Raw genomic sequence first — 26205 nt, forward strand, 5'->3', positions numbered from 1 at the left:
AGGGGTAAATCTAAAAATGAATAAACATTTTTTTAAAGCAGTTCTCTTGAGCTTTACTTTGATCATTGCAATGGTTGGTCAGGTTGATGCTGCTCGCTTAGGTGGCGGAAGAAGTCTTGGACGCGCGCCAAGTGCACCAATGCAACGTCAGACTGCTCCTGTGCAAAAGCCAGTTCAGCAAGCACAGCCGACTTCCCCATCCCCCGCCCCTCAAGCACCTGCGCCTAGTCGTTTTGGTGGCATGGGTGGTATTTTGGGTGGCTTAGCTGCGGGCCTGGGAATTGGTTACCTCTTATCGCATTTTGGTTTAGGTGAAGCAGCCTCTTCATTAATTACTGGTTTGCTGATCGCAATGTTGGCTGGCTTTGTCATTATGTTTGTGATTCGTAGATTATTGCCAGCGATGTCTGGTGCTGGTCAAAACTCAAATGCGCCATCACAAGGCATGCAGCGCAATAGCGTTGAGATGCCCAGACAAGAACCTGCATTCACTCCTGCTGCAAATGCATTCGGTGGGGTGAGTGCAGAGCCTGAGGTATTTCAGTCAACCTTGCCCCCTGGTTTCGATCAGCAAACATTTTTGGAAAATGCAAAACAATATTTTGTCACTTTGCAAAAAGCTTGGGACCAAGGTGATCTTGCATCCTTACGTGAATTTACAACTCCCGATATGTTTGCCACGATTCAGCAAGATTTAGCTGGTAGAACTGATGGCAGCAATCAAACAGATGTCGTGACTATTAATGCTCAGCTCTTAGGGGTTGAGACGGCAGATGCCCATTATTTCTGTAGCGTTCAGTTCAGCGGCATGATTCGTGAGCAGCAGGGAGCTCCAGCGAGCGACTTCTCCGAAATCTGGAATTTAAGCAAGCCTGTGGAAGGTCCTGGCGGCTGGGTACTGGCGGGTATTTCCCAGTTGGTTTAAGCTTTAGGTACTTTCCGTCGGAAAACCCGCACTAGTGCGGGTTTTTTACACTCATGAACAGATATTTTTCGACTACCCATACGATTGCTTCTGGCGCAGCCTGCCGGGGGATTAATCACGTGTTGGGTAGCGAGCCTTGGGCGTCTGCTGAATTGGCTCGTCATGCCAACAAAACAATCTTGTTACAACTTCCGCTAGGCAATCTGTGTTTTGAGATTAAGCCAGATGGTTTATTGGCTAGCTTAAAAGAGATTGAGGCACCTTCGCTCACTTTGGAGGTTTCTGCTAAGGCATTGAGTGACTTGGCAGGCAGTACCGGTTCTTTGCGAGAGCAGGCTTTCAAAGCAGTCAAAATTACTGGTGATGCAGACTTGGCCCAATTATTGGGCCGTCTTGCAGGACAGTTGCGCTGGGAATACGAGGAAGATTTAGCTCGTCTGGTTGGAGATGCACCTGCAAACTTTGCCGTAAGGCAGGGTAAAAAGTTTGTGTCTGCCACACGTTCTGCTGCAAGCGATTTGCTGGACAATGTAGTGGAGTATGTCAGCGAAGAAAAGAAAGTGCTTTTAAATAAACGAGACTTTATGGTTCGTAAATCCGAATTAAGTGATTTGCGCGAGTCTGTAGATCGTATGGAAAAACGTATTCAACTTCTAGAGCAAAAGGCTAAATAAATCGTGCGTCGAATTGCTCGTCTCTTTTTCATTTTCTTTACCGCATGGCGTTATGGTTTATTGCCACTACTTCGTGATCTTCTAAAGCCGGGCATTCGTCGCGGATTCTTAACCATGCTTTGCTGGATCTCTCCTGGCAGTCATTTGCCTAGAGGCGAGCGTATTCGATTAACGCTCGAGGCACTAGGCCCTATTTTTGTGAAGTTTGGTCAGGTGCTCTCTACGCGCCGCGATTTATTGCCAGAAGATATTGCCAATGAATTGGCTAAATTACAAGATCAAGTACCACCATTTTCAAATGAAGAATCTCGTCGCTTGATTGAAGCGGATCTAGGTCAACCAATTGAAGAAGTGTTTATTAGCTTTGATGCAACACCTGTCGCTAGTGCCTCAGTGGCACAGGTGCACTTCGGAGTCTTGCGTGGCACAGATAAGCATCCTGAATGGGAGGGTCGTTCAGTAGCCATCAAGGTCTTGCGCCCCGGTATTTTGCCGGTGATTAATGGTGACCTGGCCTTGATGTACGACTTAGCCAAGGTGATTGAAAAAAGCTCCGAAGATGGTCGTCGTTTAAAGCCACGCGAGAACGTCGCGGAGTTCGACACTTATCTGCATGACGAGCTTGATCTCATGCGCGAAGCCGCTAATGCGAGTCAGCTACGTAGGCAATTTGCGGATTCGAATAAGTTAATGATTCCTGAGATGTATTGGGATTTATGTCACACCAATGTGATTGTCATGGAAAGAATGTATGGCGTCTCGATTGGTAAAACTGCAGCGCTCAGAGAAGCAGGTGTTGACTTTAAGAAATTAGCTTCGGATGGTGTAGAAATATTCTTTACTCAAGTCTTTGAGTATGGTTTCTTCCATGCGGATATGCATCCCGGCAACATCATGATTAGCTTAGAGCCAGAAACATTTGGCCGCTTTATTTCTCTAGATTTTGGAATCGTTGGCGCATTAAGCGAATCTGACAAAAATTATTTAGCCTTGAATTTTCTGGCATTCTTTAATCGCGATTACCGCCGAGTTGCTGAGTTACATATTGAATCGGGTTGGGTTCCGGCGAATACCCGCGTTGAAGAATTAGAGGGTGCGGTACGTTCAGTTTGCGAACCGTATTTCGATCGCCCTCTGAAAGAAATTTCCTTGGGCATCGTGCTGATGCGCCTATTTCAAACATCGCGTCGCTTTAAGGTGGAAATTCAGCCGCAACTCACTTTGCTACAAAAAACCCTTCTGAATGTCGAAGGGTTGGCCCGTCAGTTGGATCCTGATCTAGACCTTTGGAAAACGGCTAAGCCGATTCTGGAAAAATGGGTAAGTAAGCAGTTGGGGTGGCGCGGTCTCATTGATGGCATCAAGGAAGAGGCGCCTACTTGGGCCAAAATTCTGCCAACATTGCCCCGTTTGATTGCGGATAGCCTAGCGCAGGTTCGCTCCCCTATAAAAGACCAAAATGGTGAATTAGAGGTCTTAAAGGCCCTTTTATTGCAAGAAAGACGTACACATCGCCTTTTGGCAGGCGCTTTACTCTTTGCTGGCGGGTTTTTGGCCGGAATTTTGATCATCAGCCTTGGCATTTATTAGTCTCTCGCTGATTGGCTGCTAACCCGCTAAAATAGCGGGTTAGGCAGAACACATGAAAAAATACTTTATCGCTGGCATCCTCGTTTGGGCACCATTGTCGATCACCATTTGGGTGATTGCTTGGGGCTTGGGCCTGCTCGATGGTGTTTTTGGTTCTGTAATGCACGCCATTATTATTGTTCTCCCTGAAGATGCCGCTAGAGATTTGCAGCATTTCCGTGACCTCCCGGGCGTTGGAATACTGATTGTGATTGTGGTCATCCTTCTCACTGGATTGACCGCAATTAATTTTGCCGGACAGTGGTGGTTAAAAGTTTGGGATAAATTTGTTAATCGCATACCGATTGTTCGTTCCATTTATTCCAGCGTTCAGCAAGTCTCATCCACTTTATTTTCTGGAAGTGGGCAAGCTTTTAGCAAAGCCTTGCTGATTCGATATCCCCATGCGGATTCTTGGGCGATTGCTTTTCAAACTGGCATTCCTGCAAGAGAAGTAACTGCCAAATTGGGTGAAGATTACGTCAACGTATTTTTGCCTACAACCCCAAATCCAACCTCTGGTTTTTTCATGATCGTGCCACGTGCACAAACGATTGAATTAGAGATGAGTGTGGAAGAGGCTCTGAAACATATTGTTTCAATGGGCTCTGTTCCTCCCAATAGTTCTAGTGGTTTAACTGCATCCCAGTTGCCACACCATTTTTGATTTATAGGAAATTGTTATGTCAATGCGAAGCCATACCTGCGGCCAGGTAACCGATTCACTGATTGGTCAAGAAGTCACTCTTGCTGGATGGGTTAATCGCCGTCGTGACCACGGAGGCGTGATCTTTATTGACTTGCGTGACCGCGAAGGTTTTGTACAGGTTGTTTGCGATCCTGATCGCCCAGAAATGTTTGCTCTTGCTGAACAAGTTCGTAGCGAGTTCTGTATACAGATTAAAGGTCTTGTACGTGCACGTCCTGCCGGCACTGAGAACACGGATTTAGTTAGTGGAAAAGTAGAGATCCTCTGCCATAGCTTGGTGATTCTGAATGCTTCTGTAACTCCACCGTTCCAGATTGATGATGAAAATTTATCCGAGACTACTCGATTGACTCATCGCGTATTGGATTTGCGTCGCCCACAAATGCAAAAGAATTTACGTTTGCGTTACAACGTGGCGATGGAGTGTCGTCGTTATTTAGATGATGCTGGCTTTATCGATATCGAAACACCGATGTTAACTAAGAGCACCCCAGAAGGCGCGCGTGATTATTTGGTGCCTTCCCGTGTTCATGATGGCCAGTTCTTTGCGCTGCCACAGTCTCCACAGTTATTCAAACAGTTGTTAATGGTCGCTGGCTTTGATCGCTACTATCAAATCACCAAGTGTTTCCGTGACGAAGACTTGCGTGCGGATCGTCAACCTGAATTTACTCAGATCGACTGTGAAACTGCTTTCTTGAGTGAGTTAGAAATTCGTGATTTGTTTGAAAACATGATTCGTCATATTTTCAAGAAGACGATGAATGTTGAGTTGCCTAATCCATTCCCGACCATGCCTTACTCAGAGGGCATGGCGCGTTTTGGCTCCGATAAGCCAGATTTGCGTGTGAACTTTGAATTCACCGAATTGACCGATTTAATGAAAGATGTTGATTTCAAGGTGTTCTCAGGTGCCGCTAACCAAGTGGGTGGACGAGTGGTGGGCTTGTGCGTGCCTGGCGGCGCTGAAATTAGCCGTAGCGAAATCGATGACTACACTCAGTTCGTAAGTATTTATGGCGCTAAAGGCTTGGCTTGGATCAAGGTCAATTCCGTTGCTGAAGGCCGCAATGGCTTGCAGTCACCAATCGTGAAGAATTTGCATGATGCAGCGATTGAAGGCATCTTGAAGCGCACTGGTGCAAAAGATGGCGACATTATTTTCTTTGGTGCCGATAAAGAAAAAGTAGTAAACGATGCGATTGGTAATTTACGTTTACGTATTGGTCAGTCTGCTTGGGGTAAAGCCCATGGTCTCTTTACAGAAGGTTGGAAGCCATTGTGGGTGGTGGATTTCCCAATGTTTGACTACGATGAAGGCGAAGCACGTTGGGTGGCTTGCCACCATCCGTTTACTAGCCCTAAAGATGAGCATATGAAATATCTGGAATCCGATCCAGGTAAGTGTTTAGCTAAAGCGTATGACATGGTGTTGAACGGTAGTGAAATTGGTGGCGGCTCAGTCCGTATTCACCAAGAGGCGGTTCAAAGCCAGGTATTCCGCGCATTGAAAATTGATGCAGAAGAAGCGCAAGCGAAGTTTGGCTTTTTGTTAGATGCACTTCAGTATGGCGCGCCTCCTCACGGCGGTATTGCGTTCGGCCTGGATCGCATCGTAACGATGATGACTGGTGCAGAATCCATTCGTGATGTGATTGCTTTCCCTAAAACACAACGTGCGCAGTGCTTGTTAACTCAGGCCCCAAGCCCAGTAGACGAGCGTCAACTGCGTGAGTTGCATATCCGTTTGCGTCAAGCTACCCCTGCCGCATAAAGCAACTTCAGTAATACCATCTTGAAAATCCCTATTTCGGTTTTAGTCGTTATCTACAAATCGAATAGGGATGTTTTATTGATAGAGCGTGCTGACCGCTCTGGCTTTTGGCAATCTGTCACTGGTAGTCTTGATGCTCTCGATGAGGATCTGGCTTTAGCAGCTACGCGAGAAGTATTTGAAGAGACGGGGATTGCGGTGGTGCGCCTACCAAAAGAGGCGTTGCAAAACCTGCATCATCACATCGAGTATGAAATCTATCCTGAGTGGCGATTTCGTTATGCCCCAGGTGTTACCCGAAATATCGAACATTGGTTTGCGCTAGAAGTTCCGGATAGCACTCCAATCACACTTGCCCCAAGGGAGCATGTTGCATATGAGTGGCTCCCTTATGAAGAGGCCGCTAAGAAATGTTTTTCTCGTAGCAATGGCGAGGCTATTTTGAAATTATTTTCTGCGAACTAAGCCGAGTCAAATAGCCGATTAGGAATAAGATAGAGCGATGAGACATTCATCAGGACATCATCACGGTAGCGCAGATTCAAAAACACCAGGGCGCGGTGATTGGCGCGTCATTCGTGATCTCCTCCCTTATCTTCTGGAGTATCGCTTTCGGGTAATTATTGCCCTGAGCTGTTTAATAGCTGCCAAGGTCGTTAATCTCGGCATTCCAATTGTGATGAAAGAGTTAATTGACTCTTTGGATATCAAAGCAAGTTCTCCCCAAGCCCTTTTGGCTGTTCCCTTGGGAATTATTTTGGCCTATGGCTTATTAAGAATTTCCGCATCCTTGTTTACAGAGTTGCGTGAAGCTTTGTTTGCCAAGGTTACCCAGAATGCAGTTCGTAAAGTGGCGCTTCAGGTATTTGAGCATTTGCATTCATTGGCGCTGAGCTTTCATCTAGCCCGTCAGACGGGTGGCGTGAGTCGAGATATCGAGCGCGGTACACGTGGTATTCAGTCACTGATTTCTTACTCGCTCTATAGCATCTTGCCAACAGTAATTGAGTTTTGTTTGGTGTTGGGCTACCTTGCCTATTCATACGATATTTGGTTTGCTGCAATTACATTTATAGCCTTAGTCCTCTATATTATTTTTACGGTGATGGTTACTGAGTGGCGTACCCATTACCGCCGCACTATGAATGATATGGATTCAAAGGCCAATCAAAAAGCCATTGACTCGCTCTTGAATTTTGAAACAGTGAAGTATTTTGGTAACGAGGCCTTTGAAGCCAGGCGTTACGATGAAAACTTGCTGCGCTATCAATCTGCAGCAGTGAAGTCACAAAAGACCTTGGCCGTGTTAAATCTCGGCCAGCAGATCATTATTGCCACGGGCTTAATGTTGATTCTGTGGCGCGCTACTGTCGGGGTTGTCAATGGCACGATGACTTTGGGCGATCTGGTGCTGGTAAATACCTTGATGATTCAACTCTATATCCCACTCAATTTCTTAGGGGTGATATATCGAGAAATTAAGCAGTCATTGACTGATATGGATCGAATGTTTTCTCTGCTGAATACCGATAAAGAGATTGCTGATTCTCCAGATGCAAGGCCACTACAAGTTCATGACCAGGGACATGGCCCGGACGTCAGGTTTGAGCATGTATCGTTTCACTATGATGCGAAGCGTGAAATTCTGCGTGATGTCAGCTTCAATATTCCTGCTGGAACCATTACGGCGGTAGTGGGTCAAAGTGGCGCAGGTAAAAGTACTCTCGCCAGATTACTATTCCGTTTTTATGATGTGCAGTCAGGAGAAATTCTGATTGCTGGGCAGAATATTCAAGATGTGACTCAGGCTAGCTTGCGTAAAGCAATCGGTATCGTCCCGCAAGATACCGTTCTATTTAATGACACGATTGGTTACAACATTGCCTATGGCGATCCTTCGGCGACGATTGAGGAGGTGCAAGAGGCAGCTAGGGCAGCACAAATCGATGGCTTTATTAAGCGCTTGCCAGAGGGGTATGACACACAGGTTGGCGAGAGAGGTTTGAAGCTTTCTGGGGGTGAGAAACAACGCGTAGCGATTGCGCGAACACTCCTCAAAAAACCGGCCATGTTGATTTTTGATGAAGCGACTTCAGCTCTAGACTCCAAAACAGAACGCGCTTTTCAGGAAGAACTACTCAGTTTGGCCAAGAACCGGACAACCCTCATTATTGCCCATCGTCTTTCAACTATTATTCATGCCGATCAAATTTTAGTGATGGACCGTGGTCAGATTGTGGAGCGAGGAACTCACGAAGAGTTGCTTGCAGCTCAAGGAAGGTACGCGGAGATGTGGCAGATGCAAGAGCGTGCCACGGTTGATTAGAATAGCTGGATGACTCAAAACAGTTCTTTTCCCTCTATGGCAGCAAGTAAAGAAGCAATTCTTAAAAATGCATTTGCTGCTGCAGTGGCAGTGGCTGATCCACAGGTCATTGTTCCCCAGTACTTAGCAAAGATATTTCCAGTTGGGCAAGAGCCTAAGGGTAAATGTTTGGTAGTAGGTGCAGGTAAGGCTAGCGCTTCGATGGCTAGTGCATTAGAAGCTTATGCCAAATCCCATTGGCCACAGGTGAAGTTAGAGGGCGTTGTGCTGACGCGTTATGGTCACGGCTCACCAACCTCCTTCATCAAGATCGTAGAGGCTGGCCATCCAGTGCCCGATCAAGCTGGCATGGATGGAGCTAAAGAAATTTTTGCCTTAACCAATCAGTTGGAAAAAGGCGACGTATTGATCGCCTTAGTCTCTGGTGGTGGATCAAGCCTTCTTACCCTGCCGCAAGAGGGTATCTCGATTGATGATATGCGTAAGACCACGGAAGCACTTTTGCGTAGTGGTGCACCTATTGAAGAAATGAATGTGGTGCGTAAACATTTATCTGCAATCTTGGGTGGCAATTTAGCTAGAGTAGCTATCGCCCGTGGCGCACGAGTCGAGGCTTTATTAATTTCTGATGTCACAGGCGACTCACCAGCCGATATTGCTAGCGGCCCGTGTGCTGCAGACTACTCAACCTATTTAGATGCACTCAACATCTTGCAAAAATATGATTTAGATGATTCGGTTATCCCTGGATCAGTATTGAATCATCTCAAACAAGGTTTGGCTGGTGAAAAGCCGGAGACTCTGAAAGATTCTGATTTAATCTCCGCCCAAGTGGCCAACCATGTGATTGCAACTGCTTATAAAAGTTTAGAGGCTGCCGCTGACTATGTGCGCACGCAGGGTTATGAGCCTATTGTTTTAGGAGACACTATTACTGGTGAAGCGCAAGAAGTGGGTGTGGAGCAGGCTGCGTTAGCTCGTGACTATATAGCTAAGAGAATTGATAAGCCGCTTGCCCTCATTTCAGGTGGTGAATGTACTGTGACGATTCCAGCAGGCGTAAAAGGCCGTGGCGGTCGTTGCAGCGAATACCTGCTTTCACTTTTGGCTGCTAGCTCTGATTTGCCAAGAATAGCTGCTTTGGCTGCGGATACCGATGGCATTGATGGTAGCGAAAAGAACGCTGGAGCCTGGTTTGATAGCGCCGTGCGCCAAGCTAGCCAGACTGCAGGCCGGGTACCAGAGAAATTCTTATCAGCGCATGATTGCTATGGCTTCTTTGCAGAATTAGGCGCTTTAGTGGAAACTGGCCCTACACTTACCAATGTGAATGATTTCCGCATCATCTTGCTCGATAAATAATATGTCTAATAGCCCTACACAAATTCAACTGATTCAGCCGGACGATTGGCATTTGCATATTCGTGATGGTGAAGTGATGAAAGATGTGTTGGCAGACACTGCGCGTCAATTTGCGCGTGCGATCATCATGCCCAATCTCAAACCACCAGTAACTACTGTGGATTTGGCTAAGGCCTATCAATCTCGCATTGAATCGAATTTAAAGTCTCTGGGTGTCAGTGACTTCACGCCTTTGATGACTTTGTATCTCACTGACAATACTTCTGCAGATGAGGTTCGTAAGGCCAAGGCTGCAGGCATTGTAGGTTTTAAGTTATATCCAGCAGGTGCAACGACGAATAGTGACGCCGGTGTCAGTGATCTTAAACATTGCCATGCGGCATTAGAAGCGATGCAAGCTGTTGGTATGCCGCTCTTAGTGCATGGTGAAGTAACCAGCTCTGAAATCGATATCTTTGATCGTGAAGCGGTATTCATTGATACGGTTTTAGAGCCTCTTCGTAAAAAATTTCCTGAGCTCAAGATTGTGTTTGAGCACATCACTACCAAGCAAGCAGCCCACTATGTGCGTGATGCAGCAACGGGTGGAAAGAATACGATTGCAGCCACGATTACTCCGCAGCATCTACTCATGAATCGCAATGCTATTTTTGCTGGTGGCATTCGTCCGCACAATTATTGTTTGCCAGTGCTTAAGCGTGAAGAACATCGCGTTGCTCTATTAGAGGCAGCCACTAGTGGAAATGCTCGTTTCTTCTTGGGCACTGATAGTGCGCCTCATGCTAAGGGTGCCAAAGAGGCGGCTTGTGGCTGTGCGGGTTGCTATAGCGCCTTTAATGCTTTAGGTTTATATGCCGAAGCATTTGAGGGTGTTGGCAAACTGGATAAGTTAGAAGGCTTTGCTAGTTTCTTTGGCCCCGACTTCTACTCATTGCCACGCAATAGCAAAAAAATTACTCTGGTAAAGCAAGCGCAAAGCATCCCTGCTGAATTGCCATTAGGTGATACCACTATCGTTCCGCTGCGTGCTGGCGAAACCATCGCCTGGTCACTCGTTTAAAAAACACGAATCATTACTTTCTTAGCCAAATTGGCCTGACTGCGTTAGACTGCAGGCGCAGAGTCAATTGGGCAATCGCCGCCTCTTTATTGAGGGGGAGGAAAGTCCGGACTCCATAGGGAAGGGTGATGGCTAACGGCCATCCACGGCGACGTGAGGAATAGGGCCACAGAGACGAGCGTATTTAGTTACGGTGAAACGCGGTAACCTCCACCTGGAGCAATCCCAAGTAAGCAGGCGATGAGGCGTCCCGCTGAGTCTGCGGGTAGGGAGCTTGAGCCGTCAGGTAACTGCCGGCCTAGAGGAATGATTGCCCCTAGATGCAAATCTAGGCGACAGAATCCGGCTTATCGATTGACTCTGCACTTATTCCGCAATGATTTCGACGCTGTAGGTCAGTTCTGCAGTTTTAGCCAACATGGTCGTAGCTGAGCAATATTTTTCATGTGAGAGCTTTACGGCGCGATCTACCTTTGCCTGATCCAAGTCTTTCCCTTTGACCATAAAGTGCAAATTGATCTTAGTGAAGACTTTAGGGTCTTCTGTTGCTCGCTCAGCCTGGAGAGCTACTTCACAGCCACTAATGGCCTGACGGGCCCTTTGTAGGATTAAAACCACATCAAATGCAGAGCATCCGCCTGCACCCACTAAAAGCAGCTCCATTGGCCTTGGAGCGAGGTTTTTGCCACCAGCTTCAGGGGCACCATCCATGTTTACGAGGTGGCCACTGCCAGTTTCCCCAGAAAAAGCCATGCCGCCATTACCCAACCAACTTACTCGACATTCCATTATTAGTGATTCCTAACTTACTAAATTAATCAATATTATCAATAGTTTACCTATTTTATGGGAAATCAAGTTGCTGCACAGCAACATAAAATTATTGATTTTGGTCAATATTCTTGCATCGCACCATGCATATGGATACAATAACCATATTGGTAGTCAGTCTTGTATAAGACTGCGACTTACCTCCCAGTGTCTCCTCCACCCAAACATAGGTGGATTCCAACCCAGGACTCGTTCCTGGGTTTTTTTTAGGTTACAATTCAAGGCTTTACTGAATTACCGAGCCGGTCAGCGGTAATTTGTTGTACCAAGTAAATTGCAGAATCTGCGAGCTTGCAAACATAAGCAGGGCCAAGGTGGATGTAATTTTGGGGTAATTTTTTTGACTATAACAATTTGAGAAATCATGAAAACTTTTTCTGCAAAATCCCATGAGGTAGTGCATGAATGGTTCGTGATTGACGCTACGGACAAAGTCCTCGGTCGTGTCGCCAGTGAAGTGGCACTCCGTCTACGCGGCAAGCACAAGCCTGAATACACCCCACACGTTGATACTGGCGACTTTATCGTTGTCATCAATTCATCTAAGCTCCGTGTCACAGGCACAAAAGGCTTGAACAAAATTTATTACCGTCACAGCGGATACCCAGGTGGTATTAGTTCGACTAACTTCGACAAGATGCAAGACCGTTTCCCAGGTCGCGCTTTGGAGAAGGCTGTGAAGGGTATGTTGCCAAAAGGCCCACTAGGCTATGCCATGATCAAGAAATTGAAAGTTTATGGCGACGCTAATCATCCGCACACGGCTCAACAGCCTAAAGCGTTAGAGATTTAAGGAACCCAAATGGCTATTAATTACGGAAATTGGAATTACGGTACTGGTCGTCGCAAGAGTTCTGTGGCGCGTGTATTCATTAAATCTGGCAAAGGCGAAATCATTGTTAATGGTAAGCCTATCGATGCCTATTTTGCTCGTGAAACATCACGCATGATCGCTCGTCAGCCTTTGGCTCTCACAGCCCACTTAACGACCTTTGATATCAAAGTAAACGTTTCTGGTGGCGGTGAAACTGGCCAAGCTGGTGCAGTTCGTCACGGCGTTACTCGTGCATTAATCGACTACGACAACGCCTTGAAGCCAGCCCTGTCTAAAGCAGGTTTGGTAACTCGCGATGCTCGTGAAGTTGAGCGTAAAAAAGTTGGTCTGCACGGCGCGCGTCGTCGTAAGCAGTTCAGCAAGCGCTAATTCTTTCAGTCGCTCAAGTTTTATCGAAAGGGTCGCGCAAGCGGCCCTTTTTGTTTCTACAATTGAGGTATTCAGAAGTTTTAAAAGAAACTTCTCATGATCGGTATTTTGGAGAATGGCATGATTAAAGTTGGCATCGTAGGTGGCACTGGATATACCGGAGTAGAGTTATTGCGTTTATTGGCGCAGCATCCTGAGGTAGAGCTCACTGCAATTACTTCTCGCACAGAAGCTGGCATGCCAGTGGCTGAGATGTTTCCATCTTTGCGTGGCCGTGTTGCTCTCAAATTTACGACACCAGATGAAGCCAAGCTGAATGAATGTGATGTGGTGTTCTTCGCAACTCCACATGGCGTTGCAATGGCACAAGCAAAAGAATTGCTCGCTAACAATGTGAAGATTTTGGATCTTGCCGCAGACTTTCGTTTGAAGGATGTCAAAGAATTTGCAAAGTGGTATGGCATGGAGCACACCTGCCCAGAAATTTTGGCTGAAGCGGTTTATGGTTTGGCGGAGATTAACCGTGAGGACATTAAGAAAGCGCGCGTAGTTGGTTTGGCGGGTTGCTATCCAACATCAGTGCAGCTAGGTCTAGCGCCTTTGCTATCACCTAAATCGACTGGCGGCAAACACCTCATCGATGGCACGCATATTATTTCTGACTCAAAGTCAGGCACTTCTGGTGCTGGCCGAAAAGCAGAGATCGGCACCCTATTGTCTGAGGCTAGCGATAACTTCAAGGCTTATAGCGTCAAGGGCCATCGCCATCTCCCTGAAATCGAACAGGGCTTAAAAGCCATTGCTGGCCATGATCAGATCGGTTTGACCTTTGTGCCGCATTTAACCCCGATGATTAGAGGCATTCATTCGACCTTGTACGTCCGTTTGACTGAGGCTGGTAAAGAGGTTGATTACCAAAAGCTGTATGAGAGCTTCTATAAGGATGAACCATTTGTCGACGTTATGCCGGCAGGCAGTCATCCAGAGACGCGTTCTGTACGGGGTAGCAATGGCATTCGGATTGCGATCCATCGTCCAGGGGGTGGTGACACTTTAGTTATTTTGGTAGTTGAGGACAATTTGGTGAAAGGTGCTTCAGGCCAGGGCGTTCAGTGCATGAACCTGATGTTTGGGTTGCCAGAGACTATGGGTCTTACCCAGATCGCTGTTTCCCCATAATGACCCTTCAGCAAACTGGGCATTAAAAGCCTAAAATAAGACATTGCCTTTTGAATTGGGAGTAAATCATGACCGAATTAGCTACACAACCTGCACAAGATTTAGCCGAGCCGCCAACCCCATTGGTGTTCACGGATAGCGCTGCTGCGAAAGTGGCGGACTTGATTGCTGAAGAAGGCAATCCAGAATTGAAGCTGCGCGTATTCGTACAAGGCGGTGGTTGCTCAGGATTTCAGTATGGTTTCACATTTGATGACGCTGTGAATGAAGATGACACTCTCTTTGAAAAGAATGGCGTTACCTTGTTGGTAGATTCAATGAGCTTCCAATATTTAGTTGGCGCTGAGATTGACTACAAAGAAGATATCAACGGCTCACAGTTTGTAATTAAGAATCCGAATGCGCAAACTACTTGTGGTTGTGGATCTTCTTTCTCTGCTTAATTAAAAAAGAACTTAATTAATATTTAATTAAACAGCGAAGTTAAGCTGGGTAACAAGCGCCTAGAATTCTAGGACCCTTCGCTCCCGTAACGGCTGGCAAATTTGCTGGCCGTTTTTCTTTATGAGCCCACGCTAGCCATGCAAAAGCAAGGCCTTCCACAAGTTGCGGATCAATTCCTGCGGATTCACTCGTAGTAATTTCTAATGGCTTTTTGAAGAAATTCTGCGACTTCACTTTGAATAAATTCATCAAGGCATTATTTTTAGCGCCGCCTCCACAGACAATCAGCTTCTGGGTTTGCGGGGCATGACGTGCTAAAGCTTCAAGGGCTGAGTGTGCTGTGAGATGCAATAAAGTAGCCTGCACATCTTCACAAAGATAATTTGCACCATTCAATTTTTCTTGTAACCAAGTGAGGTGAAAGTCGTCTCTACCAGTGCTCTTGGGCGGAACTTTTGCAAAGAAAGAATCAGACAGCATTTTTGCAAGCAGTTCTTCATTCACTTTTCCCTGCAATGCCCAATTACCATTTTCATCATAGGCATTACCTTGATGTTCGTGTATCCAGGCGTCCATCAGCATATTGCCTGGACCACAATCAAAACCAGTTACTTCGCCATTCTGAGGAAGTAAGGTGAGATTAGCGATGCCACCGATATTGAGAATGGCTAAATTTTTATCTTCTACAAACTGCTGCGCATGAAATGCAGGAACTAAAGGTGCACCATGTCCACCCGCAGCTAAATCTCGACTTCTAAAATCGGCGATGACATCAATGCCCGTTTTTTCTGCCAAGAGGGCTGGGTTGAGAGTTTGATGTGTGTAAGCCATATCCCCAAGATACGGTTGGTGGCGAATCGTTTGCCCATGTGCGCCGATGGAAGCGATATCAGAAGGCTGTAGATTTGCTTTTCTGAGTAACTGGCTAACGGCTTCTGCATAAGCCAAGGCCAAAGCATTTCCTGCCTGTTTTTCTCGGTGAAGCTCATTTGGGCCAGGGCTTTGAAGCTCGGATAGGGTCTTGCGGAGCTCCGCTGAGAAAGGGGCGCTAATGGCGTCTAGCGCACTAGCTTCCCCATTAGCCCCTATCTTCGCTAGAACAGCATCTATCCCATCCAGGCTGGTGCCAGACATTAGGCCGATATAGAGGGAATGGAGTTTGTTCATTTAGCTCTCAGGAATGCGACAATTATGCTTTAGCAATTTAACTACTAATTTAACTGAATCAGCAATCCGAATCAGCATGACGGCTAAACCAGAACAAAAATATCCTTTGACCCCTGAAGTCTTTGCGGCGCTCGAAGTCACCAAACGTGGCTGCGATGAGCTATTGGTTGAGGCAGACTGGGTTCAGAAACTGGCTCGTAGCCAAGCTACCAAGACTCCACTCAGGATTAAATTAGGTTTAGATCCTACGGCTCCTGATATTCATCTGGGTCATACCGTTGTTTTGAACAAGTTGCGCCAGTTACAAGACTTAGGTCATACCGTAATTTTCTTGATCGGTGATTTCACTAGCATGATTGGTGATCCATCGGGTCGTAACGCTACCCGCCCTCCATTGACCGCAGAAGAAATCGCAGTCAATGCAGAGACTTACTATCGTCAAGCGAGTATGGTGCTCGATCCTTCTAAAACCGAAGTGCGTTACAACAGCGAGTGGTGTGATCCTTTGGGCGCGCGCGGCATGATTCAGTTGGCTGCTAAACATACTGTTGCTCGTATGCTCGAGCGTGATGACTTTACGAAGCGCTATCGCAATGGTGTGCCTATTTCGATTCATGAGTTTTTATATCCACTCATGCAAGGCTATGACTCCGTTGCACTGAAGAGTGATTTAGAGCTTGGTGGTACGGACCAGAAGTTCAATCTTCTAGTTGGTCGTGAACTCCAACGTGAGTATGGCCAAGAGCCTCAATGTATTTTGACGATGCCACTACTCGTTGGTCTTGATGGTGTTGAGAAGATGAGTAAGTCTAAAGGCAATTACATTGGTATCAGCGAGCCTGCTGGCGATATGTTTGGCAAGCTCTTGAGCATTTCGGATGATTTGATGTGGGACTACTTCACATTACTGTCATTCCGTCCAATGGCTGAGATTGATTTGATGAAGCAAGAGGTTGCTGCTGGCAGAAACCCAAAAGACTGCAAAGTACTGCTCGCCCAAGAAATCGTGGCACGCTTCCACTCGCAAGCTGCAGCAGAAAAAGCCTTAGAGGACTTTAATCACCGCGCTAAAGGTGGCGTACCTGACGACATTCCAGAAGTAGCTCTTTCTGGGGCTCCAATGCAAATCGCCAGCCTCTTGAAGGCTGCAGGCTTGGCCCCATCCACATCAGAGGCTAATCGCAATATCGAGCAAAATGGCGTAAAGATTGATGGTGTAACCGTTGCTGATAAGCAATTAAAGGTTGAAGCTGGAGCTTACGTGGTGCAAGTCGGCAAACGAAAGTTTGCGAAAGTAACGCTAGCTTAAATATCTAAGCTAGCACTTCCGCTAGGCGGAGTTAATCCAAAGTGCTCATAAGCCTGGCGGGTTGCTACTCTGCCTCTTGAGGTTCTTTGTAGGTAGCCTTGCTGAATGAGGTAGGGCTCAAGAACATCTTCAATCGTGTCGCGCTCTTCACCGATGGCTGCTGCCAAGTTATCGATACCTACCGGGCCACCATCAAACTTGTGCAAGATCGCTTCTAAGAGTTTTCTGTCCATCACATCAAAGCCACTTGGATCCACGTCCAGCATCTTGAGTGCAGCGTCGGCCATAGCCTTAGTAATGGTGCCGGTGCCCTTTACTTCTGCATAGTCACGTACGCGGCGTAATAGACGGTTAGCAATACGAGGAGTGCCACGAGCACGCTTTGCAATTTCTACGGAGCCTTCTGGATCGATATCAGCCTTAAGTAAGCTAGCTGAGCGATTAATGATTTTAGTGAGTTCTTCAGTCGTGTAGAACTCGAGTCTGGCCACAATACCAAAACGATCACGCAATGGATTGGTCAGCATGCCGGCACGAGTAGTTGCGCCGATCAGGGTAAATGGTTTGAGATCAATCTTCACGCTGCGCGCTGCAGGGCCTTCGCCGATCATGATATCTAGGCTGTAGTCCTCTAGCGCGGGATACAGAATTTCTTCCACAACTGGAGATAGACGATGAATCTCATCAATAAAGAGAACATCGTTTTCTTCTAGATTTGTTAGTAAGGCAGCAAGATCGCCAGGCCTGTCTAGAACAGGGCCGCTCGTTTGGCGCATGTTCACACCAAGCTCTCTTGCAATAATGTGAGCAAGAGTTGTTTTACCAAGTCCAGGAGGCCCAAACAAGAGAACGTGGTCTAAGGCTTCTTGGCGCGCTCTCGTAGCGCTGATGAAAATCTCTAATTGTGCTCTGGCCTTAGTTTGGCCAACATACTCATCGAGTTGTTTAGGGCGAAGGGCTCTTTCAAAGACGGCTTCAGTATTGCCTGCTGCACCGCTCACAATGCGGGCATTACCTTCCGGTAAATCTTCAGGAATAGAGCTGAGGTCGTCTGTATGTATTGCCATGCTGAGAGTTTAGTGCCGTTTGACTATTAAGCTTTAGATAGATACTTCAATCCCATACGGATTCCATCGGAAACACTGGTATCGGGCGGGATTTGCTTGAGTGCCAAAAGTGCTTCTTTTTCTGAATAGCCCAGAGCAAGGAGGGCTTGTAACACTTCACTGCTAGCCTCAATTGCCTGAGGTTTGTCACCTGTAATGCCTAAGTCTGGAGCTAGCTTGCCTTTGAGCTCTAGGCAGAGACGCTCAGCAGTTTTCTTGCCGATACCAGGCACCTGAGTGAGGCGCCCAGCTTCTTGAAGTGCAATGGCTTGGGCTAGTTCATTAACACTCATGCCGGAAAGAACTGCGAGTGCTGTGCGTGAGCCGACGCCACTAATCTTGATGAGCTGTCTAAATGCTTCACGCTCAGTTTCAGTAGCAAAGCCAAAAAGTTGCTGCGCATCTTCGCGAACTTGAAAATGTGTCAATAGGGTAATCTTTTGACCAGCCTGAGGTAGTTGATACAAAGTGCTCATAGGCACATCAACCTCATAACCAATACCTTGGCAATCGACTAAAAGGCGAGGAGGGTGAACTGAAACGAGGGTACCTTGAATGCGACCAATCATGTAGAGATCTTAACCTGTGATGTGTATTGTTACTTGCTACGTTTCTTAGGCGTTAGCTTAGGTGCTAAAGCTGCAGTAATTGCTTTTGGCATCTGCGCATGATGGGCGGCGCAGATGGCAACGCCTAGTGCATCAGAGGCGTCAGTCCCTGGGGCGCGGCTCAGTCTGAGAAGACGCTTGACCATTTCTTGGACCTGAGGCTTAGCTGCTCTACCAGTGCCAACAATGGACTGCTTGACTCTTAAGGCGCTGTACTCAGCTACCGGGAGTTTTTCTGAAACGAGAGCGGCAATAACAGCACCCCGTGCCTGACCCAACATGAGTGTGGAACGAGGATTGACGTTTAAGAAGACTTCTTCGATCGCAGCAGACTCTGGTCTATAGGTCTCCAGAACTTCCTTAACACCGGCATAGAGGGTGCCTAAGCGTTCAGGCAGGCCTTTAGCTGGATCGCCACTTTCAATCGTCCCCGAGGCTACGTAGGTCAGCTTTTGGCCATCGACATCGATGACTCCAAAACCAGTAGTCCGTAAACCTGGGTCGATTCCTATCCAGCGCATGAGTTTGTTTATGGCTTCTTGTTTTCTTAGTGACGGAAGTGACGTGTGCCAGTAAAGATCATGGCGATACCATGCTCATTTGCTGCCGCAATGATTTCATCATCACGCATACTGCCACCTGGCTGAATGGCGCAGCTTGCGCCACCATTCACAACGACATCTAAGCCATCACGGAACGGGAAGAAGGCATCGCTTGCTACTGCAGACCCTTTGAGGCTTAAGCCAGCGTTCTCAGCCTTGATGCTAGCCATGCGCGCAGAGTCTACGCGGCTCATTTGACCGGCACCGATACCAAGAGTCATTCCATTAGCGCAATACACAATGGCATTGGATTTCACAAACTTGGCTACGCGCCATGCAAACATCATGTCGTGCATTTCGCTTGGGGTTGGCAGACGCTTACTGACAACGCGCATTTCACTTTCGAGAACATTCTTAGCATCAGGAGATTGCACCAGCAAACCACCGCCAACACGTTTGAAATCAAAGGTATTAAATGCAGTACCCAATGGAATTTCTAGAAGACGTACATTTTGTTTCGCAGCAAAGATCGCTTTAGCTTCATCACTAAAGCTAGGCGCAATCAATACTTCCACGAATTGTTTAGAGATCGCTTCAGCTGCAGCGCCATCGCAGGGTACGTTAAAAGCAATGATGCCGCCAAAGGCGGAGCTAGGATCGGTCTTGAAGGCTTTTTGATAGGCTTCAAGCGCAGTAGCACCAACAGCTACACCACAAGGGTTGGCATGTTTGATGATGACGCAAGCTGCTGCACCACCAGCGTTGCCAGTAAAGCTCTTAACGCATTCCCAGGCAGAGTCTGCATCGGCAATATTGTTGTAAGAAAGTTCTTTCCCTTGCAACTGCTTGTAATTGGCTAAAGCGCCATCGACTGGGTAAATATCTTTATAGAACGCTGCAGACTGGTGTGGATTCTCACCGTAACGCATCTCTTGTACTTTTTCAAAGGCAAAGTGCAAAGTTTCTGGGTAGGCAGAACGGGCTTTATGATCAAGATCATCGCCTAATGCTGAGAGATAGTTAGCAATCGCACCATCGTATTGCGCTGTATGTGCAAATACTTTTTTCGCTAAAGCCAAATTGGTTTTGTAAGAAACAACATTCTTATTGGCCTTCATTTCGGCTAAGACAGGAGCGTAATCTTCTGGTGAGATCAGCACAGTGACATCTTGGTGATTTTTGGCTGCTGCACGAAGCATTGCTGGGCCGCCGATATCAATGTTTTCAACGGCATCTTCGAATGAGCAGTTTTCCTTAGCAACAGTCTCATTGAAGGGGTAAAGATTGATGACGAGCATATCAATGGTGTCTATGCCATGCTCTTTCAAGGCTGCCATATGTTCTGGGAAATCTCTACGAGCCAATAGTCCTCCATGAACCATCGGGTGGAGGGTCTTGACGCGACCATCCAGCATCTCCGGAAATTTCGTTAAAGAAGAAACTTCAACAACAGGCAGATTGTTTTCGGCCAAGAGTTTTGCGGTGCCGCCAGTAGAAATAAGCTTAAGGCCTTGCTCATGGAGGGCTTTAGCAAAAGGCACGATGCCATTTTTATCGGAGACGGAGAGTAGGGCTGTACGGATCATGGTTTCGGAGCTTAATTTAAAGAATGGCTTTGTTATTAGTAAAGTTTGCGCTTACTTCAGAAGTTGATGTTCAACCAACTTCTTGTGCAGGGTGTTGCGATTAATGCCCAGATACTGCGCTGCCAGTGATTGATTTTGCTTGGCATGCTGCATCACTAATTCCAGCATTGGTTTTTCAACAACAGCCAATACCATGTCATAGATATCAGTTGGTGCAGTTCCTTTGAGGTCATTCAGGTAACCCTGTAATTGGGTTTCAATACATTCGGTAATCGGGTGCTTATTGGTCATAACAATCTATCAATACAAAAACAAAAAAATAAATAAAGAAACTAAATTAAGCTAGAACTATGCCGCTTCTAAAAATAACAAGCGGTCAGAATGGGATTTCATTTCGTCAAAATAATCATTGACCATTTGCAGTTGGGTTTTGCAATCGTCGGCAGTATTCATACGCTGGCGGAAGGCATGGGAGTCACGCAGCCCTTTGCAGTACCAGCCAATATGCTTACGAGCAGTACGCAGGCCAATATGCTCACCATAGAACTCGTAGTGGTCTAAGAGATGCGCATTCATGATGCCCTGTATCTCATTGATCTCCGGGGTTGGCAGCTTGCCACCAGTTTCAAGATAGTGGTTAATTTCACGGAAGATCCAAGGGCGACCTTGAGCGGCTCGTCCAATCATGATGGCATCAGCGCCGGTGAGCTTTAAGACTTGCTCTGCCTTTTCTGGGCTGGTGATATCGCCATTAGCCACCACCGGAATGCCCACACTATTTTTGACTGCGGTAATCGTTTCATATTCCGCTTCACCGTGATACAGATCTGCTCTCGTGCGACCATGGACGGTCAGCATGGAGATGCCAGATTTTTCTGCAAGACGCGCTATCTCAATGGCATTCTTATGTTCACGATCCCAGCCTGTACGAATTTTCAAAGTAACTGGTACCGCATCTGGTCCGACACCGACAGCATTCACAACTGCTTCTAGAATTTGTTGCACCAAAGGCTCATCACGCAATAGGGCAGAGCCAGCCGCAACATTACAAACTTTCTTTGCAGGACATCCCATATTGATATCAATGATCTGAGCGCCGTGATCAACATTGATTTTTGCTGCTGCCGCCATCATTGCTGGATCAGCCCCTGCAATTTGAACAGCAATCGGCTTGAATTCACCAACATGATTGGCGCGACGCTGTGTTTTTTCACTTTTCCAAAGCAGGGCATTTGAGGCCACCATTTCAGAAACCGCATACCCGGCCCCCAACTTCTTACATAGCTGTCTAAATGGGCGATCCGTTACCCCAGCCATAGGGGCCACAAATAACTTATTTGCGAGGAGGTGAGGACCAATGTTCATCTAAAGGGGCTTGGGCGGAAAGCATGACACTTTAGCACATTCAGACCCTTATATGCCTATTTTTTAGGCAGAATAATTGGTAAATGCGTATTTCAGATCAAACGGAGAATGCTTAAATTTTGAGGGTGATTTAAGGGCTTTAGCGCCTACCAAACATCATCTGGCGAGCTAAGGCTGTCTTGACTGGCGGAAGCCACTGCAGGGCGCTTAAAGCCAGTCCACGGGCTGCAACAACTGGAGCTAAATTAGATGTAAATACTCTAGCCATAAAGTCTGTAAGACCAATTGTGGTTTTTCTATCTACTTTGCGACTTTGCGCATAACTCTGGAGTGCATTTTCGACATCTGCTGGAGATTGTTTCTCTGCGGCCCCAGAAAATACCTCAACTAACTTCTCTGACAGCAAGAAGGCATCCCGTAATCCTAAGTTCAAACCTTGGCCCGCCACTGGGTGTAGAGTTTGAGCGGCATTGCCAATCCATACCGCATTGTCATGAGTGATCTCTTTGCGATAGTTCAAGCCAAGTTCATATAAACGACGATCTTGAATTTTCAGAAAGCGGCCAATCCGTGAACCAAATTCTTTTTGTAGTTCGATTAAGAAGTCTGCATCACTCATTTGTAAACGATGCTGCGAGGATTCTGGTGATCCACACCAAACCAGATTCAAAACATTATGTCCGTAGTGACTTGGTAAAACAGCTAACGGTCCTTCAGCAGTAAAACGTTCCCAAGCTTGATGGGGCTCTGCATTTTCTACTGCAACTATGCCTACTAAGGCTGACTGCCCATAGTCACGTCCAGATTCAACCCAGTCCTGGGTCTTAAATAAACCACCTTCAGCATGTACAACGCATTTTGCGTGGATGCTATTTTCCTCGCCATCTTTGTTGATGTGCTCCCAAATAAAGTTAGGGCTCTTTGCTTGAATGGCACGTAAGGCGTGACGCAGAGCCATATGAATATCGCGATATCGAATGATGTGTCCCAATGCATCTTGCTTGAGCTCTTCACGCGTCATCAGCGCGCGGCCAAAGCGACCCGCTTGTGAAACGTGTACTCGATGAATTTCTGCGAACTCTTTTGGCCATGCATTAATCGTATCGAGCAAGAGTTTGCTGCCATGAGATAGCGCTATACCTCGACTATCAGCATTTGCCAGATCATTGTCGTTGGCGGGATTGCGATCAAGTAAAAGGATTTTTGCATCAGGAAATTTTTGCAATGTCCAAGCCGCGCAAGCGAGTCCAACTGGACCGCCGCCCTGAATCAAGATATCGCAACTAGATGAATTCATTTTTATGCTGGTGGCCTTAAGCATTCTTCATGAGTGCTTCGATTTCATCGGCATTGACAGGCGCGCCTCGAGAAATCAACTCACACCCAGAATCATTGATGACGGCGTCATCTTCAATGCGAATGCCGATATTCCAAAAGGCTTCATCAACATCATCGGTAGGTCTGATGTAGAGGCCTGGCTCTACCGTAATCACCATGCCGCTCTTGAGAATGCGCCAAGGCTTTTCTTCACTTGATGAATTTTGGCTAGCTTCACGGTAGGAGCCCACATCGTGGACATCCATACCCAGCCAGTGCGACGTGCGGTGCATATAGAAACGACGGTAGGCGCCAGTTTCAATGGCGTTCTCTAAAGAACCCAGCTCTGAAATTTTGAGAAGCTTTTCATCCAATAGACCTTGGGTAAGGACTTTAAGTGCCGCCTCATGTGGCTGCATAAATGTATTACCAGGCTTGGTCATCGCAATCGCAGCTTCTTGCGCAGCTAATGTAATGTCATACAAGGCGCGTTGCGGCCCCGTAAATTTCCCATTGACTGGAAAGGTACGGGTGATGTCTGATGCATAGCCATCAAGCTCACATCCCGCATCAATCAGGCAAAGATCGCCACCACGTAATTCAGTTGAGCCGGCGCGATAGTGAAGGATGCATGAGTTTGCACCGCCAGCAACAATGCTGTTGTAGGCAACGCTTTGTGCGCCACTATTACGAAACTCATGCAGTATTTCAGCTTCGAGTTGATATTCACGCATTCCGGGCTTACAGATTTGCATGGCGCGGATATGCGCACGAGCAGAAATGGCTGCAGCACGACGCATGATGTCAATTTCATGCGCATCTTTAAACAGACGCATTTCATGAATCAGTGTTTCAACATCATGAAATTCAGATGGTGGATTTACGCCAGAACGTGCTTGTCCACGCACCTGTTTCATCCAGTGACGCAGCCGTCTATCGGCTTCGGCGCTCTCAGCAAGGCGAATATATACCGCATCTTGATCAGCTAATAAGTCACTCAGTCTTTGGTCTAACTCTTGATTGCTGTGCGCATAGTCAATACCCAAAGCGTCAGGTGCTGCGTCAGGTCCAAGGCGAATGCCATCCCAAATTTCTCGCTCAGGATCTTTGGGTCTGCAAAATAAGTGAGATTGCAGTTGGTAGTTTTTTCTATTGCCACTAACCTTCATGACCAGTGTTGCGCCCGGCTCTTCGAAACCCGTCAAGTAATAAAAGTCGCTATCGTGACGATAAGGAAATTCACTGTCACGATTGCGAGATAGTTCAGGAGCAGTTGAGATGACGGCAATGCCTCCGCCAGTCTTGGCAAAGATTTGTTCTGCTAATTGGTTTCTACGAAGCTGATAAATATTCTTTTTATTCATATGCTGCATTAAGCTCTTGTAAGCGTTGTGGTGTGCCTACATCGTGCCATGGACCGAGATATTTTTCACCAGACAGTTTATTTTGCTCCATTGCAGTTCTCAATAGGGGCGCGAGCTTGGCTGGGGCCCCGAATACCAGGTCTTTAAATAAATCTTTGTGATAAATCCCTATTCCAGAGAAGGTGAGCTTTTCAGCGTCGACAGGCCTGGTATCACTGACGGACGTACCTTGGAGGTAAAAGTCACCCTCAGGGTGCTGGACTGGGTTTGGGACCATCAATAAGTGGGCCAAAGGCTTGTTCTCATCCATGCGCATTTTGGCAGCTGTTTCCACAAGCTGGGTAATTGGTAGGTTTGGGCTAAATACGTCCCCATTAATCACCAAGAAGTAGTTTTCGGGCGCAATGATGGGGAGCGCCTTGCAAATACCTCCAGCGGTTTCGAGGGCCTTGCCTTCCGGGGAGTATTGAATGTGAAGACCAAATTGCTCTCCATCACCTAGGGTTGCCTCAATTTTTTCACCTAACCAAGCATGGTTAATCACCACGTTTTGAATCTTTGCTTTCGCTAGGGCTTCCAAATGCCACTCCAGCAGCGATTTATTCTGAATGCGAAGTAACGGTTTGGGTAAATTATCCGTGAGGGGCCGCATGCGCTCACCGCGTCCAGCCGCCAGTAAAAAACAAGGTATGGAATTGAGCTGACTCATGGCTGATGAATTACGCTTGATTGACGCGAGTGGATTCCAGAATCCGTGCCAATGGTTTTAGTTCAATATAACGGTTCGCCGTCGCAATCGCGTATTCCAGTACGAGTGGGATATCTTTGATGTAGCCATCCTTACCATCACGATGAAAGAGTCTTGCAAAAATGCCCAAGACTTTAAGGTGGCGCTGTAATCCCATCCATTCAAAATCACGATAGAACTGTCCAAAATCATCTGGCATTGGTAATCCTGCTTTACGACCTTCTTCCCAAAATTTAATGACCCAATCAATCACACGTTCTTCTGGCCATGCAACGTAAGCATCGCGCCACAGTGAAGAAGCATCATAAGTAATAGGACCATAAACTGCATCCTGAAAGTCAATCACTCCGGGGTTATTTCTTTCGGTCACCATTAAGTTACGAGAATGGTAATCACGATGCACATACACTTTAGCTTGCGCTAAATTATTTTCGATAATGAGCTCAAAAGCTTTTTTGAGTTGCTCTGTTTGTTGTTCGCTCAGATTGATATTGAGATGCTTCTTTAGATACCACTCTGGAAATAAATCTAATTCTCGTTGTAATAGCGCTTCATCATAGTTTGGCAAAACCCCTGGTTTGCTTGCCAGCTGCAAGAGTACTAGGGCATGAGTTGCATCTTTATAGAGATGGTCAGCCGTTTCATGATTGAGTTCGGCTAAGTAGGTTTTTGTGCCTAAATCATTTAACAGCAAGAAGCCTTCAGCAAGATTTTGCTCTAGGATTTTTGGTACATTTAAACCAGCCTCAGCCAGTAATAAATCGACCTTTATGAAGGCATCCAAAGGCTCGTGTTGGGGCGGGGCATCCATCACGATCAAAGTCCCAAATTTGGGGTTTTTGGACTCAATTCGGAAATAGCGTCGAAAGCTGGCGTCAGCCGAGGCTGGCACCAAAGAGTCGAGATCTAATTGCCAGCTAGCTTCTAGGGCTTTTAGCCAGTTACGGAGGGTGTTTAAGCGTGAGTCAGTCATGGT

General features: G+C 46.8%; 26 protein-coding genes and 1 other RNA gene. 15 read left to right on the forward strand and 12 right to left on the reverse strand.

The features are described from left to right. Positions 1-16 precede the first annotated feature (16 nt). The 10 genes from ICN40_RS07830 (at position 17) to rnpB (ending at position 10825) form a co-directional block, all read left to right on the forward strand. The gene (locus ICN40_RS07830; protein WP_216243253.1) at positions 17-925 is read left to right on the forward strand and encodes a Tim44 domain-containing protein; all 909 of its coding nucleotides are present in this window, start codon (positions 17-19) and stop codon (positions 923-925) included. Positions 926-978: 53 nt separating this feature from the next. Continuing rightward, positions 979-1599, forward strand: coding sequence for an SCP2 domain-containing protein (locus ICN40_RS07835; RefSeq protein WP_216243255.1), 621 nt, complete (start codon positions 979-981; stop codon positions 1597-1599). Positions 1600-1602: 3 nt separating this feature from the next. After that, positions 1603-3189 carry a ubiquinone biosynthesis regulatory protein kinase UbiB gene (gene ubiB / locus ICN40_RS07840; RefSeq protein ID WP_216243257.1) on the forward strand — a complete coding sequence of 529 codons (1587 nt, stop codon included), beginning with the start codon at positions 1603-1605 and terminating at the stop codon, positions 3187-3189. Positions 3190-3241: 52 nt separating this feature from the next. Then, complete coding sequence (locus ICN40_RS07845; RefSeq protein WP_072582718.1) at positions 3242-3895, forward strand: DUF502 domain-containing protein; 654 nt, start codon at positions 3242-3244, stop codon at positions 3893-3895. A gap of 16 nt (positions 3896-3911) precedes the next feature. After that, entirely contained in the window at positions 3912-5711 is a 1800-nt protein-coding gene (gene aspS / locus ICN40_RS07850; RefSeq protein WP_215358653.1) for an aspartate--tRNA ligase, read from the forward strand. Positions 5712-5732: 21 nt separating this feature from the next. After that, positions 5733-6176, forward strand: a complete 444-nt coding sequence (gene nudB / locus ICN40_RS07855; RefSeq protein ID WP_216243259.1) for a dihydroneopterin triphosphate diphosphatase — start codon at positions 5733-5735, stop codon at positions 6174-6176. A 37-nt stretch (positions 6177-6213) separates the two neighbouring features. Beyond that, positions 6214-8037, forward strand: a complete 1824-nt coding sequence (locus ICN40_RS07860; RefSeq protein ID WP_072582721.1) for an ABC transporter ATP-binding protein/permease — start codon at positions 6214-6216, stop codon at positions 8035-8037. 9 nt (positions 8038-8046) lie between these two features. After that, a complete protein-coding gene (locus tag ICN40_RS07865) occupies positions 8047-9399 on the forward strand; it encodes a glycerate kinase (RefSeq protein WP_216243260.1) in 1353 nt (450 codons plus the stop codon). Position 9400: 1 nt separating this feature from the next. Beyond that, positions 9401-10459: a dihydroorotase gene (gene pyrC / locus ICN40_RS07870; RefSeq protein ID WP_216243261.1), complete on the forward strand. Its 1059-nt coding sequence runs from the start codon at positions 9401-9403 to the stop codon at positions 10457-10459. Positions 10460-10518: 59 nt separating this feature from the next. Continuing rightward, an RNA gene (gene rnpB / locus ICN40_RS07875) (RNase P RNA component class A) lies at positions 10519-10825 on the forward strand. Here the strand turns inward: rnpB and ICN40_RS07880 are convergent. Then, entirely contained in the window at positions 10826-11248 is a 423-nt protein-coding gene (locus ICN40_RS07880) for an OsmC family protein (protein WP_216243262.1), read from the reverse strand. It abuts the RNA gene before it with no gap. Between the two features lie 406 nt (positions 11249-11654). On the opposite strand from ICN40_RS07880, the gene rplM reads away from it, so the two are divergent. The 4 genes from rplM (at position 11655) to erpA (ending at position 14116) form a co-directional block, all read left to right on the forward strand. Beyond that, positions 11655-12083: a 50S ribosomal protein L13 gene (gene rplM / locus ICN40_RS07885; protein WP_072582725.1), complete on the forward strand. Its 429-nt coding sequence runs from the start codon at positions 11655-11657 to the stop codon at positions 12081-12083. Between the two features lie 9 nt (positions 12084-12092). After that, the gene (rpsI, locus tag ICN40_RS07890; protein WP_072582726.1) at positions 12093-12494 is read left to right on the forward strand and encodes a 30S ribosomal protein S9; all 402 of its coding nucleotides are present in this window, start codon (positions 12093-12095) and stop codon (positions 12492-12494) included. A gap of 120 nt (positions 12495-12614) precedes the next feature. Next, positions 12615-13673 (forward strand): N-acetyl-gamma-glutamyl-phosphate reductase, encoded by a 1059-nt coding sequence (gene argC, locus ICN40_RS07895; RefSeq protein ID WP_216243381.1) that lies wholly within the window; start codon positions 12615-12617, stop codon positions 13671-13673. 68 nt (positions 13674-13741) lie between these two features. Beyond that, positions 13742-14116 carry an iron-sulfur cluster insertion protein ErpA gene (erpA, locus tag ICN40_RS07900; protein WP_068319574.1) on the forward strand — a complete coding sequence of 125 codons (375 nt, stop codon included), beginning with the start codon at positions 13742-13744 and terminating at the stop codon, positions 14114-14116. Between the two features lie 40 nt (positions 14117-14156). Here erpA and ICN40_RS07905 read toward each other — a convergent pair whose 3' ends face one another. Next, a complete protein-coding gene (locus ICN40_RS07905) occupies positions 14157-15284 on the reverse strand; it encodes an anhydro-N-acetylmuramic acid kinase (RefSeq protein WP_216243263.1) in 1128 nt (375 codons plus the stop codon). 76 nt (positions 15285-15360) lie between these two features. On the opposite strand from ICN40_RS07905, the gene tyrS reads away from it, so the two are divergent. Beyond that, positions 15361-16593 carry a tyrosine--tRNA ligase gene (gene tyrS, locus ICN40_RS07910; RefSeq protein WP_216243383.1) on the forward strand — a complete coding sequence of 411 codons (1233 nt, stop codon included), beginning with the start codon at positions 15361-15363 and terminating at the stop codon, positions 16591-16593. Here tyrS and ruvB read toward each other — a convergent pair. The 10 genes from ruvB to ICN40_RS07960 all read right to left on the reverse strand — a co-directional run bounded on the left by ruvB (position 16590) and on the right by ICN40_RS07960 (position 26202). Next, entirely contained in the window at positions 16590-17660 is a 1071-nt protein-coding gene (gene ruvB, locus ICN40_RS07915; RefSeq protein WP_072582728.1) for a Holliday junction branch migration DNA helicase RuvB, read from the reverse strand. The genes tyrS and ruvB overlap by 4 nt on opposite strands. 26 nt (positions 17661-17686) lie before the next feature. Continuing rightward, positions 17687-18268, reverse strand: a complete 582-nt coding sequence (ruvA, locus tag ICN40_RS07920; RefSeq protein ID WP_072582729.1) for a Holliday junction branch migration protein RuvA — start codon at positions 18266-18268, stop codon at positions 17687-17689. Between the two features lie 29 nt (positions 18269-18297). Next, the gene (gene ruvC, locus ICN40_RS07925) at positions 18298-18828 is read right to left on the reverse strand and encodes a crossover junction endodeoxyribonuclease RuvC (protein ID WP_072582730.1); all 531 of its coding nucleotides are present in this window, start codon (positions 18826-18828) and stop codon (positions 18298-18300) included. A 26-nt stretch (positions 18829-18854) separates the two neighbouring features. Further along, positions 18855-20435 (reverse strand): bifunctional phosphoribosylaminoimidazolecarboxamide formyltransferase/IMP cyclohydrolase, encoded by a 1581-nt coding sequence (gene purH / locus ICN40_RS07930; protein ID WP_216243264.1) that lies wholly within the window; start codon positions 20433-20435, stop codon positions 18855-18857. Positions 20436-20486: 51 nt separating this feature from the next. Next, a complete protein-coding gene (locus tag ICN40_RS07935; protein WP_072582732.1) occupies positions 20487-20726 on the reverse strand; it encodes a helix-turn-helix domain-containing protein in 240 nt (79 codons plus the stop codon). A 57-nt stretch (positions 20727-20783) separates the two neighbouring features. Beyond that, positions 20784-21800 (reverse strand): tRNA dihydrouridine synthase DusB, encoded by a 1017-nt coding sequence (gene dusB, locus ICN40_RS07940; RefSeq protein WP_216243266.1) that lies wholly within the window; start codon positions 21798-21800, stop codon positions 20784-20786. A gap of 139 nt (positions 21801-21939) precedes the next feature. Beyond that, complete coding sequence (locus tag ICN40_RS07945) at positions 21940-23097, reverse strand: FAD-dependent monooxygenase (protein ID WP_216243268.1); 1158 nt, start codon at positions 23095-23097, stop codon at positions 21940-21942. Between the two features lie 16 nt (positions 23098-23113). Then, positions 23114-24481 (reverse strand): Xaa-Pro aminopeptidase, encoded by a 1368-nt coding sequence (pepP, locus tag ICN40_RS07950; RefSeq protein WP_255561290.1) that lies wholly within the window; start codon positions 24479-24481, stop codon positions 23114-23116. Beyond that, positions 24474-25190: an N-acetylmuramate alpha-1-phosphate uridylyltransferase MurU gene (gene murU / locus ICN40_RS07955; protein ID WP_216243270.1), complete on the reverse strand. Its 717-nt coding sequence runs from the start codon at positions 25188-25190 to the stop codon at positions 24474-24476. The genes pepP and murU overlap by 8 nt, the downstream gene beginning before the upstream one ends. A gap of 10 nt (positions 25191-25200) precedes the next feature. Then, a complete protein-coding gene (locus ICN40_RS07960; RefSeq protein WP_216243271.1) occupies positions 25201-26202 on the reverse strand; it encodes an aminoglycoside phosphotransferase family protein in 1002 nt (333 codons plus the stop codon). Positions 26203-26205: the final 3 nt, after the last annotated feature.

The sequence above is a fragment of the Polynucleobacter sp. Fuers-14 genome (assembly GCF_018882045.1).
Classification (GTDB): domain Bacteria; phylum Pseudomonadota; class Gammaproteobacteria; order Burkholderiales; family Burkholderiaceae; genus Polynucleobacter.

What these genes read in the sequence shown, in the direction of transcription:
- ICN40_RS07830 (WP_216243253.1), top strand. Translation starts at nt 17, where the DNA reads ATGAATAAACATTTTTTTAAAGCAGTTCTCTTGAGCTTTACTTTGATC.
- ICN40_RS07835 (WP_216243255.1), top strand. Translation starts at nt 979, where the DNA reads ATGAACAGATATTTTTCGACTACCCATACGATTGCTTCTGGCGCAGCC.
- ICN40_RS07845 (WP_072582718.1), top strand. Translation starts at nt 3,242, where the DNA reads ATGAAAAAATACTTTATCGCTGGCATCCTCGTTTGGGCACCATTGTCG.
- aspS (WP_215358653.1), top strand. Translation starts at nt 3,912, where the DNA reads ATGTCAATGCGAAGCCATACCTGCGGCCAGGTAACCGATTCACTGATT.
- ICN40_RS07860 (WP_072582721.1), top strand. Translation starts at nt 6,214, where the DNA reads ATGAGACATTCATCAGGACATCATCACGGTAGCGCAGATTCAAAAACA.
- ICN40_RS07865 (WP_216243260.1), top strand. Translation starts at nt 8,047, where the DNA reads ATGACTCAAAACAGTTCTTTTCCCTCTATGGCAGCAAGTAAAGAAGCA.
- pyrC (WP_216243261.1), top strand. Translation starts at nt 9,401, where the DNA reads ATGTCTAATAGCCCTACACAAATTCAACTGATTCAGCCGGACGATTGG.
- ICN40_RS07880 (WP_216243262.1), bottom strand. Translation starts at nt 11,248, where the DNA reads ATGGAATGTCGAGTAAGTTGGTTGGGTAATGGCGGCATGGCTTTTTCT.
- rplM (WP_072582725.1), top strand. Translation starts at nt 11,655, where the DNA reads ATGAAAACTTTTTCTGCAAAATCCCATGAGGTAGTGCATGAATGGTTC.
- rpsI (WP_072582726.1), top strand. Translation starts at nt 12,093, where the DNA reads ATGGCTATTAATTACGGAAATTGGAATTACGGTACTGGTCGTCGCAAG.
- argC (WP_216243381.1), top strand. Translation starts at nt 12,615, where the DNA reads ATGATTAAAGTTGGCATCGTAGGTGGCACTGGATATACCGGAGTAGAG.
- erpA (WP_068319574.1), top strand. Translation starts at nt 13,742, where the DNA reads ATGACCGAATTAGCTACACAACCTGCACAAGATTTAGCCGAGCCGCCA.
- ICN40_RS07905 (WP_216243263.1), bottom strand. Translation starts at nt 15,284, where the DNA reads ATGAACAAACTCCATTCCCTCTATATCGGCCTAATGTCTGGCACCAGC.
- tyrS (WP_216243383.1), top strand. Translation starts at nt 15,361, where the DNA reads ATGACGGCTAAACCAGAACAAAAATATCCTTTGACCCCTGAAGTCTTT.
- ruvB (WP_072582728.1), bottom strand. Translation starts at nt 17,660, where the DNA reads ATGGCAATACATACAGACGACCTCAGCTCTATTCCTGAAGATTTACCG.
- ruvA (WP_072582729.1), bottom strand. Translation starts at nt 18,268, where the DNA reads ATGATTGGTCGCATTCAAGGTACCCTCGTTTCAGTTCACCCTCCTCGC.
- ruvC (WP_072582730.1), bottom strand. Translation starts at nt 18,828, where the DNA reads ATGCGCTGGATAGGAATCGACCCAGGTTTACGGACTACTGGTTTTGGA.
- purH (WP_216243264.1), bottom strand. Translation starts at nt 20,435, where the DNA reads ATGATCCGTACAGCCCTACTCTCCGTCTCCGATAAAAATGGCATCGTG.
- ICN40_RS07935 (WP_072582732.1), bottom strand. Translation starts at nt 20,726, where the DNA reads ATGACCAATAAGCACCCGATTACCGAATGTATTGAAACCCAATTACAG.
- dusB (WP_216243266.1), bottom strand. Translation starts at nt 21,800, where the DNA reads ATGAACATTGGTCCTCACCTCCTCGCAAATAAGTTATTTGTGGCCCCT.
- ICN40_RS07945 (WP_216243268.1), bottom strand. Translation starts at nt 23,097, where the DNA reads ATGAATTCATCTAGTTGCGATATCTTGATTCAGGGCGGCGGTCCAGTT.
- pepP (WP_255561290.1), bottom strand. Translation starts at nt 24,481, where the DNA reads ATGAATAAAAAGAATATTTATCAGCTTCGTAGAAACCAATTAGCAGAA.
- murU (WP_216243270.1), bottom strand. Translation starts at nt 25,190, where the DNA reads ATGAGTCAGCTCAATTCCATACCTTGTTTTTTACTGGCGGCTGGACGC.
- ICN40_RS07960 (WP_216243271.1), bottom strand. Translation starts at nt 26,202, where the DNA reads ATGACTGACTCACGCTTAAACACCCTCCGTAACTGGCTAAAAGCCCTA.